This is a genomic window from Capnocytophaga sp. oral taxon 878 (genome assembly GCF_002999135.1).
Classification (GTDB): Bacteria; Bacteroidota; Bacteroidia; order Flavobacteriales; family Flavobacteriaceae; genus Capnocytophaga.
Genome location: NZ_CP027229.1, coordinates 756,161 through 769,063 on the forward strand (window position 1 = coordinate 756,161; position 12,903 = coordinate 769,063).

General features: G+C 37.1%; 12 protein-coding genes. 5 read left to right on the forward strand and 7 right to left on the reverse strand.

Translation table 11 applies throughout. From position 1 onward, the window contains the following. The first annotated feature begins 187 nt into the window (after window positions 1-187). Complete coding sequence (locus C4H12_RS03380; protein WP_106097674.1) at window positions 188-1,243, forward strand: efflux RND transporter periplasmic adaptor subunit; 1,056 nt, start codon at window positions 188-190, stop codon at window positions 1,241-1,243. 85 nt (window positions 1,244-1,328) lie between these two features. Here the strand turns inward: C4H12_RS03380 and C4H12_RS03385 are convergent, their stop codons facing one another. Next, window positions 1,329-2,162, reverse strand: a complete 834-nt coding sequence (locus C4H12_RS03385) for an S-adenosyl-l-methionine hydroxide adenosyltransferase family protein (protein ID WP_106097675.1) — start codon at window positions 2,160-2,162, stop codon at window positions 1,329-1,331. Between the two features lie 178 nt (window positions 2,163-2,340). Here C4H12_RS03385 and C4H12_RS03390 point away from each other — a divergent pair, with 178 nt between their 5' ends. After that, complete coding sequence (locus C4H12_RS03390; protein ID WP_106097676.1) at window positions 2,341-3,996, forward strand: ribonucleoside-diphosphate reductase subunit alpha; 1,656 nt, start codon at window positions 2,341-2,343, stop codon at window positions 3,994-3,996. 86 nt (window positions 3,997-4,082) lie between these two features. Here the strand turns inward: C4H12_RS03390 and C4H12_RS03395 are convergent, their stop codons facing one another. Beyond that, window positions 4,083-6,491 carry a glycoside hydrolase N-terminal domain-containing protein gene (locus C4H12_RS03395; protein ID WP_106097677.1) on the reverse strand — a complete coding sequence of 803 codons (2,409 nt, stop codon included), beginning with the start codon at window positions 6,489-6,491 and terminating at the stop codon, window positions 4,083-4,085. Window positions 6,492-6,512: 21 nt separating this feature from the next. Further along, a complete protein-coding gene (locus tag C4H12_RS03400; RefSeq protein WP_106097678.1) occupies window positions 6,513-7,493 on the reverse strand; it encodes a hypothetical protein in 981 nt (326 codons plus the stop codon). A 129-nt stretch (window positions 7,494-7,622) separates the two neighbouring features. On the opposite strand from C4H12_RS03400, the gene C4H12_RS03405 reads away from it, so the two are divergent. Beyond that, window positions 7,623-7,967, forward strand: a complete 345-nt coding sequence (locus C4H12_RS03405; protein WP_106097679.1) for a CidA/LrgA family protein — start codon at window positions 7,623-7,625, stop codon at window positions 7,965-7,967. Beyond that, window positions 7,967-8,659 carry an LrgB family protein gene (locus tag C4H12_RS03410; protein ID WP_106097680.1) on the forward strand — a complete coding sequence of 231 codons (693 nt, stop codon included), beginning with the start codon at window positions 7,967-7,969 and terminating at the stop codon, window positions 8,657-8,659. The genes C4H12_RS03405 and C4H12_RS03410 overlap by 1 nt, the downstream gene beginning before the upstream one ends. Window positions 8,660-8,748: 89 nt before the next feature. On the opposite strand, the gene C4H12_RS03415 is transcribed toward C4H12_RS03410, so the two are convergent. The 4 genes from C4H12_RS03415 to C4H12_RS03430 all read right to left on the reverse strand — a co-directional run bounded on the left by C4H12_RS03415 (window position 8,749) and on the right by C4H12_RS03430 (window position 12,466). After that, complete coding sequence (locus tag C4H12_RS03415; RefSeq protein ID WP_106097681.1) at window positions 8,749-9,276, reverse strand: DUF4136 domain-containing protein; 528 nt, start codon at window positions 9,274-9,276, stop codon at window positions 8,749-8,751. A gap of 68 nt (window positions 9,277-9,344) precedes the next feature. Beyond that, a complete protein-coding gene (locus C4H12_RS03420; RefSeq protein WP_106097682.1) occupies window positions 9,345-9,692 on the reverse strand; it encodes a heavy-metal-associated domain-containing protein in 348 nt (115 codons plus the stop codon). A 1-nt stretch (window position 9,693) separates the two neighbouring features. Beyond that, window positions 9,694-11,949: a TonB-dependent receptor gene (locus C4H12_RS03425; RefSeq protein WP_106097683.1), complete on the reverse strand. Its 2,256-nt coding sequence runs from the start codon at window positions 11,947-11,949 to the stop codon at window positions 9,694-9,696. A 76-nt stretch (window positions 11,950-12,025) separates the two neighbouring features. Further along, window positions 12,026-12,466: a hypothetical protein gene (locus tag C4H12_RS03430; RefSeq protein WP_106097684.1), complete on the reverse strand. Its 441-nt coding sequence runs from the start codon at window positions 12,464-12,466 to the stop codon at window positions 12,026-12,028. Between the two features lie 25 nt (window positions 12,467-12,491). Here C4H12_RS03430 and C4H12_RS03435 point away from each other — a divergent pair, with 25 nt between their 5' ends. Continuing rightward, window positions 12,492-12,779, forward strand: a complete 288-nt coding sequence (locus C4H12_RS03435) for a hypothetical protein (protein ID WP_129588200.1) — start codon at window positions 12,492-12,494, stop codon at window positions 12,777-12,779. Window positions 12,780-12,903: the final 124 nt, after the last annotated feature.

A 12,903-nucleotide genomic window follows, 5' to 3' on the forward strand; every position in this document is an offset into this window, starting at 1 on the left:
AAGAACCTCAATAGGTACCCCAAATCTTTGAAAGGGGTAATGTGATTTTAATATTAGCTTTTTCAAGTCTTGTTACCTCCCTTTTCTAATCTCTCACTTAAAATAATGGAAACTTTTTTTGTTTATTAAGTTTTTTTGCCGTACCTTTGCCCCCGAATTTTAAGACTCATAAATTTCATCTAAACAAATGAAGAAAATAATTACCATTATTATTATTGTAGCCCTTTTTGCTTTTACAGGCTACCGACTTTATTCTAACAAAGAAAAGAACGCTCAAGAAGTAGCTATAGTTGCTCAAAAAGAAGCTCAAGTAGCAGTACGTACTGCCAAAGTAGCTGATGAAAAAGTAACAAGCTTCTTCTCTGCTAATGGTACTTTTGAGGCAGAACAAGATTTAAATGTATCGTCAGAAGTAGGCGGACAAGTTATTAAAATCTTTGTAAAAGAAGGCGATTATGTGAAAGCAGGTCAGGTATTGGCTCAAACAAAAGCCGACAGAACCAATGTACAGCTTGACAATGCCAAAGCAGTACTTGAAAATGCAAAAGCCGATTTACAACGCTTTGAAAGTGCTTTTAAAACAGGCGGGGTTACAGCTCAGCAGCTTGAACAAGTACGCCTACAACTTAAAAATGCTCAGGCTAACTATAACTCTGCTTCTATAGTATCAGGTAATACAGCAGTACGTAGCAAAATTAACGGTATTGTTACTAGCAAAGAGGTTGAAGAAGGAACATTAGTGAATCCTGGTCAGCCTTTGTTCAATGTAGTAAATATAGATAATCTAAAACTTAAAATCACTGTTGATGAACAACAAGTAAGCAAGCTAAAAGTAGGAAACATGGTGAAAATAAAACCAAGTGCTTCAACTGATTTTATTGAAGGTAAAATATCATTTATAGCCCCTAAGTCAAATGGCGCTATGAAGTTTCCTGTCGAAATATTAGTGGCTAACAAAGATAAAAATCTAAAAGCCGGTATGTATGCCTCTGCCGAGTTTGCTTCTGCTACCGATAATGCTACCGCTCTTGTGGTACCTCATAAGGCTTTTGTAGGTAGTGTAAGTCAAAACAAAATATTTAAAGTAGTAGATGGTAAAGCCCAAATGGTAATTGTAAAAAGTGGCAGAAACTTTGGTGATAAAGTAGAAATCATTAGCGGACTTTCTGCTGGAGAAGAGGTAATTACTAGCGGACAAATTAATATTGATAACGGTACTCCTGTAAAGGTAATTACCGATTAATTTTAATCTTTAATTAACCTAAAAAGGTCAGGCTTGTAGGATATATCCCACAAGCCTGACCTTTTTGAATTCTTATGCTTAAACTTTAATCCTTAAAGAATACACTTACCTTATCGTGGTAATTAATTCCCAAAAGTGATGAGGCTCCTCCTACAGTACGAGTATCACTTTTGTATATACAGAACTGAAGTAAATCTAATTCATTAAAAATAAGCATCTTCTCTCCATCCATTATGGCTCTATTATTAGCAGGCACTTTAAAGTTTAGTATGTCAGAATAACGATTGTAAATTCTTTTGAATGAAAAGATATTCACAATCACCTCAAAAGGACGTCCTTTTCCTACCTCCTCAAAAACCTCTCTACTAATATTGGTTACCCCATTTCCATAATGGTCAATATAAACAATAGAACCGTAAATGTGATTGTTGTTTGAGCTTATTTCGGGTTTAAAATAACTAGCTTCAGTATAAGTGTCAGTAGCACTACCTATTTGCTCAGGAGTTACCCCTTTGTATAGTTGTTCAGCTATTAGCGGAAAATGGTAAAGAGTAGGGAATAGAGTAGGGGGGGTAATAGCACTGATGTCATATAACTTTGCATTAGTTTTATTTTCTGCTAAAAGATGAAAAATACCATTGTCAGCTCCAATAAAATAGTGACCATTCAGTAACATTAGCAAATGACGCTTTTCGGGAGTACGTTCAGCATCTACGCCTATAATATGAATACTTCCTGTAGGAAAATGTTTATAAGCGTTTTTTAGTATAAAAGCTGTTTGAAAAATATCAAAGGGTGAGACTAAGTGCGAAATATCAGCAATACAAGCATTAGGGCACTTGCTATAAAGAGCCCCTTTTACAGCACCTACCGAGTAATCTCGTAAGCCAAAATCAGTTGTAAGAGTGATGAATTTCATACTTTTTTACCCTTTTTCTTCTAAAGAAGAAGTGTTTTTCTGGCGCAAAAATATAATTTTCTACTGATATACCAAAGCCCGATCAATAGTTTTTTAATATTGTTGAAAACTTTGTTGATAACTTATACTTTGTAAATTGAATTTAAAGCCGTTAATTTGCACCCCGAAAAAAGAAATTATGGAGGAGCAAAAAGATATATGGTGGCTCAATGATGAGTCAGAACAAATTCTCAACCGAGGATATTTATTAAAGGGCGAAAGCGTAGAAGGAGCTATCGACCGCATTACACATGCGGCGGCTCGTAGGCTTTATAAGCCCGAATTACAGCCTGCTTTTAAAGAGATGATTACTAAGGGCTGGATTAGTTTTTCATCGCCTATATGGGCTAATATGGGTACCGAAAGAGGGTTGCCTATTTCTTGTTTTAACGTACATGTACCCGATAGTATTGAGGGTATTACTCACAAGTTAGGCGAGGTAATTATGCAAACCAAGATAGGCGGTGGTACTTCTGGTTATTTTGGCGAGTTACGCAGTCGCGGTTCTGCTGTTACCGATAATGGAAAATCAAGTGGAGCAGTGAGCTTTATGAAACTGTTTGACTCTGCTATGGATGTCGTATCTCAAGGAGGGGTAAGGCGAGGTGCTTTTGCCGCTTACTTAGATATAGACCACCCCGACGCCGAAGAGTTTTTGCAAATTAAAGATGTAGAATTTCCAATACAAAACCTTTTCTTTGGTCTATGTGTCCCCGACTATTGGATGCAAGAAATGATTGATGGTGATATGGAAAAACGCCGTCTTTGGGCACGTGTGCTGGAATCACGTCAGCAAAAAGGCTTACCATATATTTTCTTTAGTGATAATGTGAACCGTGTGCGTCCACAGGTGTATAAGGATAATGATATGACTATCCGTGCTAGTAACTTATGCAGTGAAATTATGTTGCCTTCTAGTGCCGATGAGTCCTTTATATGCTGCTTATCATCAATGAACTTAGAGTTGTTTGATGAGTGGAAAGATACCAAAGCAGTAAAATTAGCTATTTTCTTCCTCGATGCAGTACTTTCAGAGTTTATTGAAAAAACTAAAGGTAACTATTACTTACAGTCAGCACGTAAGTTTGCTATGCGTCATCGTGCATTAGGTTTAGGGGTATTGGGGTATCATTCATACTTACAGCGCAATATGATTCCGTTTGAAAGTTTTGAAGCTACACAGTTTAATGCTCGTGCCTTCAAACATATTCGTGAAGAAGCTGATAAAGCTACTAAAGAGTTAGCCCATATTTATGGTGAACCCGAGTTGTTAAAAGGCTATGGTAGGCGTAATACTACTACTATGGCTATTGCTCCTACTACTTCAAGTTCAGCTATTTTAGGGCAAGTATCACCTGGTATCGAACCTTATTCTAGTAATTATTACAAGGTGGGCTTATCAAAAGGAAACTTTATGCGTAAAAATAAGTATCTTTCCCAACTATTAGAGGAAAAAGGATTAAATAATGAAGATATATGGCGCTCTATCCGCTTGAATAATGGCTCTGTACAACACTTGCAAGAGCTTACTCAGTTAGAGAAGAATGTATTTAAAACCTTTAAAGAAATATCTCCTATGGAGATTATATCTCAAGCAGCACAACGACAAGCTTATATAGATCAAGCACAGAGCTTAAACTTAAATATTCCTTCTGTAATGCCTATTAAAGATGTAAATAAAGTGATGATTGAGGCTTGGAAGTTAGGAGTGAAATCATTGTATTATCAACGCAGTCAGTCTGTAGCTAAAGAAATGATAATGAACTTTGTGAATTGCAGTAGCTGCGAAGCATAAACATTTAGATAATAAATAATAAAAGGGCTGTTCAATATAAAATTGAACAGCCCTTTTATTATATTAATATTTTATGATACGAAACTCTACTTAATAATATAGTTTTCTCCTTGTTGGGTTGAAAAAGTTATTACCTTAGCTTTCTTACCTGATTTAGCAATAACATTATCTTTATAATATAAAATTTTACCTGCAGGTAGTAAAACGCTACATTTTTCTCCTTTTTCTGATGTAATAGTAGCATGTTGTAATCGGTGTTGTTGCCATCTGAAATCAACAGTAAAACCATTACGTGCTTTCATACCTTTCATAGTTCCACTTTCCCAATCAGAGTGAGATGGTAAAGCAGGTAAAAAGCGAATAACACTATCTTTACCATGACTTTGTAATAACATTTCAGCTATACCTGCTACACCACCAAAATTACCATCTATTTGAAAAGGAGGGTGAGCACAGAATAAGTTAGGGTAGGTACCACCAGTACGTCCATCAGGCATAACAGGATGTAATAGCTGCCTTAAAAGTACTAAAGCGTGATCGCCATCATATAAGCGTGCCCAAAAGTTTAGTTTCCAAGCACGTGACCAACCAGTACCAGCATCACCACGTATTTCTAATGTTTTGCGTGCAGCTTTAGCAAGCTTAGGCGTATCCCAAGGAGTAATTTCATCATAAGGATGTAACCCATAAAGATGTGAAACATGTCGGTGTTGTGGTTCTGCATCATCCCAGTCATCCATCCACTCATTTAGGTCACCATTTTTACCAATACGATTAGGAACTGTATGCTTAACAATATTCTTCCACTCAGTTATTTTATTGCTGTCTGTGCCTAATATTTCTGCAGATTTTATAGTGTTATTTAGTACTTCACGTACTATCTGCATATCCATAGTAGGAGCTATGCAGGTGTATCCTACTTGTTTCTTACCATCTTTTAGTTCTGGTAATATGTATGCATTCTCAGGAGAGTTGGACGGAGCTGTTACCCAGTACCCTTTAGGATCCTTAATAAGCATACTTTCAAAAAAAGCGGTAGCTTGTTTCAATACGGGGTAATATTCTTTAAGGAAGTCTTTATCTTTAGTGAATAGGTAATGTTGCCATATATGCTCACACAACCAAGCTCCCCCAGTAAGGGTTGAACCCCATGTAGCCGACTCACCAGGTGAAGTATAAAACCAAGGATTACTAATAACATGCGCTACCCATCCATCTGCATTATAATAGGCTTTAGCTGTTTTGCTACCATTAGGCACTAAGTTTTTAGCAAAGCGATTTAAAGGCTCAGTAAGGTCTGAAAGATTGGTAGCTTCTGCCAACCAGTAGTTCATTTGTACATTGATATTTAGGTGGTAATCACCATTCCAAGGAGTTTGGTACTCTTCTGCCCAAAGACCTTGTAGATTGGCCGGTAGGAGTCCTTCACGTGAAGACGATATAAGTAAGTATCTTCCAAAGTTGTAGTATAATATAGGAAGTAAAGCATCTTTATCTCTACGATAAAAACCTTCTAAACGCTGATAAGTAGTGAGATGTTCTGTATTAGAATTAGCTTTACCATACCAACGGTTACGATTGAAGATAGTTTGATAGGCAGTTTTACTTTCAGTAAGAGCTGTATCAAAATTAGTAGGTGCTTTTTGTAGGTAAGCATTTGCTACTTCGTTCACATTGCTGTTACTAAGACCACCACTTAAAAAGTTGTAGTTAGTAGCTGCACTAATACGTAGTACCAATTCTGTAGCATCTTGTATTTCAGTAGCCTTATCAGCACTTTGTAACTGTCCATTAGTTTGTATATCAATTACAGAGGCAAAGTGCATTCCTTCTTTATTATTATCAGGTAGTATCCCACTAAGGGCTATTTTATTTCCCTGATAAGTAACCTTTGCATTCTCTTTACGGAACAGAGATAGGTTCAGGCTGAAAGGCTTTTCTGCTTTAATTTTTACCCAAATAATATCATTTTTAAAGTCGGCAAAAGCTGTTTGTTCAATAGAGTTATCTTCACGTTGGTAGGTAGTAACAGCTGTAGCCTCATCTAACCGAAGAACACGTTTGTAATTATTAATAGTAGCTTTGGTTTTCCAATCTAGTAATAGATCTGCAAGTATTTGGTAACAACCATAACTGCAATTAGCTCCTTGACCTTGGCATGAGCCTTTTCCTTTAGCAACAAAGTGTTTTTGCAAAAGAGCTTGAGCTTCTAGGTTTTTACCTTTTAAAAGTAGTTTTTGTATATCCTTTAGATAGGTATGTGCATTATGGTCATCAGCATCCTGTGCACCGCCTGACCATAATGAGATTTCATTTAAAACAATACGGTCAGTGTCCGTTTTTCCAAAGACCATAGCACCTAATCTTCCATTACCAATAGGTATACTTTCGGTAAAATGGGTTGCTGGTGTGTGGAAAACAACTGAAACATCTTGAGGTTGTGCACTAGCTAGCATACCCCAAAAGCAACATAACATTAATAATTTGGTTTTCATAAAATTTGACTTTTATATTTGTTATTTTAGTACTAAGTCGGTTGAACCTACTTCATTTAGGTTATCATCATAAACGGTTATTTTATAGGCTCCTTTTTCAAATTCTTTGGAGGTTTTAGAAATGAAGTCACATACATCAACACTTTTATTTTCATATATAAAATGAGGTGCTGTGCTAAAATTCACTGTGATATTAGCCACTGATTGGGTATCGTTGGCTCCTAAAGTAATGCCAGATGGAGCAGTTACTTTTATGTAGAAAGTTTTACTTCCTGCTTTAGCTATTTTGTTGGCTACAACGGTGAAACATATCCTTATCTTATCTGCAGCACGCCCACGATCGGTAGTTTTATTTTTTGAACCTTTTACAGCTTCTGCAATAAGTTTGTTTATCTGTAAAGCTGACCCTTCTTCTACTACCTTTTTCAGTTTGTTAGCTTGTTGGGCAAGCGAATCAACTTTGGCAGTAGTACTCGTTAACTTTACTGATACGCTGTCCAAATCTTTTTGTATTGTTTTGTTTATTTGTAATAGTGAATCATTTTTTCGAAGTAGCAAATCACGTTCTTTAGCAAGAGCAAAGGCTTGGCTTTTAAAACGTAATAATGATGATATACTTACTTTTGAATCTTGTAAAGAATCAATATACTTATCAATTTTATTCTGAGCTTCTAGCAAGTCTTCCTCTATTCCTTTATTCTTAAGTACAATTTGCTCATAGCTACCTTTAAGCAATTTTAATTCGCTAAGAACTTGATCCTTCTTTTCTAAAAGTTCACTTTCAGTAGCCTTTTTATCTTTGTTTAGCAAATAGGTGTAGTACCCTAGCCCTCCAGTAGCTAAGGCTAATAAGGCTATGATAATTTTTGAAAGGATACCACCCCCTTTTGGAGGCTCATTGTTATCAAAATGCTGATACGAAGGCAAAGACTGAGCGCTCTCATTGTTTTCGGTATGTGGCGTAGCATCTGTAAAAATCGGTTTATCGTAATTATTACTCATAATTTCAATTTTTAATATTGCGCAAAGATAATAAGAAAAATATATTATAAGCAAATTTTTTTACTTTTTTTTTCGTGTTGTTTTAAAAAGATATACTACTTTTGCAGCGTTTTTCTAATACATACATCTATGTTAATACGTTATTTTGCTATTATTTTTGGCTGTTTGGGTTTGGGTGAATTAGTAGTAGCCCTTACTCATATTTCTTTTCCATCAAGTATTATTGGGATGTTTTTTCTCACTCTTTTCTTACATTTGGGATGGATAAAATTGCAGGCTATCAAAGCGCTTTCCGATTTGCTTATTTCTAACTTAGGACTTTTCTTTGTTCCCCCAAGTATTGGAATTATGGCTTATTTTAAACAGATAGGCGAAAATCTTTTAGCAATCTTTCTTTCTATTATTATTAGTACAGTAGTAGTAATTATTGTTACTGGCCATGTATATCAATTCTTCCGTAAAAAAATAAAATAATGAAATCAATCGTAGAAAATCAGGTATTATTATTATCCATAACTTTTATACTTTACTATGGGGCTTTATTCTTACAAAAGAAATACAATTCAGTATTCTTAAATCCTGTATTACTTACTGTATTGGTTTTAGTTTCGTACTTGCTTATTTTTGATATTTCACCCGAAAAATATGAGGAAGCTGGTCAGTATATAGATTTTTGGTTGAAGCCCTCGATTGTAGCCTTAGGGGTGCCTCTCTACTTACAACTTTCTAAAATTAAAAAGCAAATAATTCCTTTGGTAATATCACAGTTTGCAGGTAGCTTGGTAGGTATACTTACGGTTTGCTTGGTAGCCAAATGGTTGGGGCTTGCTGATGATATAGCTATTTCATTGGCTCCTAAATCGGTTACTACGCCTATTGCTTTGGAGGTGTCGCGCGTAATTAAAGGGATTGAGCCTATTACAGTTATGGCGGTAATGACTACAGGTTTCTTGGGTAATATATTTGGGATTACTTTTCTTAATTGGTTTCGCATTAAGAGTCCTATGGCTAAGGGTATTTCATTAGGAACTGCTTCACATGCTTTGGGTATTATGGCAGCTTTTAACCTCAGTGAGAAATATGCTGTATATGCCAGTTTAGGTATGATATTCAATGGGGTATTCACTGCTATATTATCGCCTACCGTGGTACAGCTACTCTTCTAACAAATTACAATAATACTATAATAAAAACAGGTAATGAGCTTCATTAGAAGTCATTACCTGTTTTTTTGATCTTATATTATTAGATGTGATTACTTTGGTGGGTATTTCTCCAATATCTTATTGACGAAGTTCTGAATAGCTTCCTCTTTGCGCTCTACCGATCTTGGTAATTCTCCAGCGCCTTTTCCTTGCCATATTAGTTCTCGTTTTTTAGCATCAATAATTTCGATATAGAGTACTCCTTCAGTGCTTCGGCTCACATTATAGTTGGCACCGCCCCAAAAAGGTCCCCAGCCCCAACCCCAGCCCCAATAATATGGACTGTTGTCGTATACATCTACATTTTCGCGTTCGCGGGTAAAGATATTCACCAAAAAGTCGGGCTGTTCTGAAAGGGTCATACCTTTGGCTTTTAGGTTTTGTTCAATAGCACGCAAAATACGCTTCTTATCCAAATCGGATATAGGTACTTTATCTACTCCTTCTTTGAAAAAAGCAAAGGTTTTCATAGCTGAAAAATCAGCTTGACTATCATAATCGGTAGTTACATATACGCTAGCACACGATGTGAGCCCCATAGCTACCATTAACAGTATAAAAGTAGTAATCTTCTTCATTTTGTTGTGATTTTATTCTTCTAAAATAATTACAGCAAAATCTGTACCGAAAATTACCTTTGGAATGCCTAAGGAAGTCGTTCGTACAAGCAGCAGTGGTGTAGTTTTTTGTACACCTCATCATCGGCGCGTTCTTTGCCTGCATCGTGTCCTACCTTAGCTATGGCTTTCTGAACGTCTTTCTCGCTACATTTGCGTTCGTCGAAAATAAGAGTCATATTGCCACTGTTTATATCCCAGTTGGCACTTTTTACTCCTTTAACCTTATAGGCTGCTTTCTCAATGCGTACTTTGCATTGTTCACAGTTACCACCTACAGCAAAGGTTACTTTCTTGTTTTTGTTGGGCGTATCTTGCGCCTGCATAGTAGCGAGCCCTAAAAAGCTCAGTACTATTAATAAAAATCGTGTTCTCATATTATAATAATTTAAATCTTAATCCTGCATAATACATTAGTCCGAAAGCAGGAGCGTACTGCATAGTGCTATCAAAATAAGCACTAAACGGACTATCGGATGCTAAAATGCCGTTTTCTTGCTTGTAATTAGTGAGGTTCTCTCCGCCTATGTATATCTCAAAGGTTTTGCTGAAAACCTTTGTTATTTGAGCGTTTAGGGTAGCAAAAGCCGGTGCATAGTCGGTAAGTTTATACCTTTGGGGGTTAGAAGCGGTAGAGGGTAGCCGCTGTTCGCCCAACCAATTAAACGTTACATCAAACTTCCATTGTGCGTGATGGTTGTTGTGACTGTCGGTGGTTTCGTATCCTACATTGGCAAACCAACGATGGCGCGGTGTAAGGGTTTTCTCTAACAGCTTATCACCGAACTGTGTTTGTACATCATAATACTTATATGCTGCCTTAATGTCTAAGCCTTGCACAGGGTTTAGGCTTAGTTCGGCTTGTAATGAATTGGCGAAGCTTTTGCCCTGAAGGTTGTAAAACAATGCTTTTTGAGGCGAATTATCTACATCAATAACAGCTTGGTTATCGAAATCGGTTCGGTAGAAGTCGATAGAGAATTCAGCATTTTTGCCCCATAGCTTAAATGATTGTAAGAAACTAAGTCCGTAATTCCAAGCTATTTCGGGGTTTAAACCGTATAACTTACCTTCATTGGCCTGTATGATAGATAGCTGCCTAGAAGAGGCTAATAGTTGCTGATTTTCGGCTATTATGTTGGCTGCGCGCTTGCCCCTGCCTGCTGATAGCCTAAAAGTAGCTTGCTTCCAAGGATTATAACGCAAGTGTAGGCGTGGAGTAAGGAAGTTCCCTAAATGGTTATGACTATCAGCCCTTATGCCTGCTACGAAGCTGAAGTTCTGTAAGTTGTCATAAGTGTATTCAAAGAAAGCTCCTATCGACCTATCAACTCGTGAGAAATCTGCGGTAAGGGCAAGGGTACTGAGTGCTTCATTATAATCATCATACGTGGCATTTAGCCCTGTGGCAAACTTGTGCTGGGTATTGCCTATAATTGAGTTATATATCAGGTTGCTATACCAGCTTTTTTGGTGTATATCGTAACGGTTCAGACCAAAATAGGAGTCTTGCTTATGTGATTGAAAGGCATTCTGTAAGCCAATACTTTTATGGGGTATATCAGGAAATACATAGCCTATTTTGTTTGAAATGCCTATACGCTGGGAGTTAATCTCACTGCCCCAAGCATTGGTTGTTCCTTTATCTGTTAGCTTATTAAAGCGTAACTCGCCTGCTTGGCGCTCGTCCTTCATATAATGCAGATTGAGAAATCCTACCCAACCTTTCTCATTATTGGTGTATTGCCAGCGGTTGAGAAGGTTTAGCTGGTTACCTATCGGGTTATCAATAAATCCATCGTGATTGTGATCGGCTTTTTGCTGTCGGACGTTGCCGTGTGCAAATAGTGTTGTAGCCCACTTATCGGATAGCTTTTTATTGGTATGAGCATTGATTTCGTAACGATTATCCTGCGAGGTATATAGGTTTAAGAAGAAAGGATGGCTATTTAAGGGCTTTGCTATTTCATAGTTTATCTGCCCTGAAATACTTTCATAGCCATTGATAACACTGCCAGCTCCTTTGGTAATCTGGATGCTTTCAATCCACGTGCCTGGGACGAATGATAGTCCGTAGGCTTGTGATGCGCCTCGCATAGTGGGGATATTCTCTTCTGCCATTAGTATATAGGGGCTTGTTAAGCCGAGCATTTTTATTTGCTTATTACCCGTTACGGCATCGGAGAAGTTTACATCAATGGAGGGATTGGTGGAGAAACTTTCGGAGAGGTTACAGCAAGCGGCTTTTAGGAGTTCGCCACTGCTCATAGTATGCACGTCGGCTACTTGAAATTGTGATTTCATAGTATTGGCTCGGCGGCTGCTTACTACTACTTCTTCTAGGTTGTTCTCGGCTTCTAACTGGATATGCAAAGGCTCATTGCCTTCTACCTTTATCGTTTTTTTCTTGTAGCCTATATAGCTCACTATCAAAGTATTGCTGCTTTGAGTGCGTTTTAGGGTAAAGGTTCCTTCGTCATTGGTTGAAGTGCCTATTTGTGTGCCGTTCCAATAGACATCGGCACCAGCTAAGGGTTGGTTCTGTTCATCGACTACTGTGCCTTGGCTAAAGTGTTGAGCCATAGCGGTTAGGGGCAATAATAGCCCTATTAAAAAGATATATTTTTTGTACATTATTTCTGAATTAACAATTAATAAAATTACTATTAGTAAGGTTTTTCCTCACTAATTATTCATTATAAATTGTTAATTAACAATAAAATACTCTTTGGCAATGCAGCACATATAACGGGGGAGGGTTCAGCCTGTAGCCCAAATCGGGAAGAATGAGGTTCTTAATGGGCTTTGTAGTGGGCTGTACTACTACCAGCGAGGGTAGGGTAGGGGTGGCTACAACGAAGGGTTGTAGCTGTAATTCTAACGATTTTACAAGGGTTGTACTGTCCTGAATGGAAGAACTAACGGATGTATCGTCGCAGCATTTTTTGTGTGAAGTTTCTTGGTTGTTATCACCTGCACAACATTTGTTGGTTGTTGAGCAATCATCAGTTTGGGTGTTTGTTACCTGAGTGAGGTACTCTAAGGATATTGATGATAGGGTGTCTTTGCAATAATGAAAAGTAATAGCCCATCCTGAATTGGAGAATAGGATGAGTATTGATAATAATATGTTGATAAGTTTTCTTTTCATTACATAAGAAAATGTAGCAAAAATCATGCCATTATTCTTTTATAATTTCTTGTGTGGTTTGGTTTTGAGGTCTGTCGGTGGCTGTTATTGTTATTTTTGTGTTGGATATATGGGGGTTGAGGGTTGTGGTGTGGTATTGCCAGATGCCATTGTTGAGTGTTGCGTTTCCTTCTTCGATGGTGTTGTTTTGGTGTGTGATGGTTACTGTGATGGCTATGACTTTGAAATTGTCGGTTACTGTGATGTTGATGGGTTGGTTTATTTGTGTTCCGTTATAGGCAGAGGTGTTGATGTGGCTTATTTCGGGGTTTAATAGAAAATGTAAAAAATAATTTTTTGTTATTTTTAAGGTAAATTAAAAGTGCAATTGTAATCCTGTTTAAGGATTAAATCTAGGTTATAACTGCCCTCTAATTTAAAATTGTTAATTTTTGAAT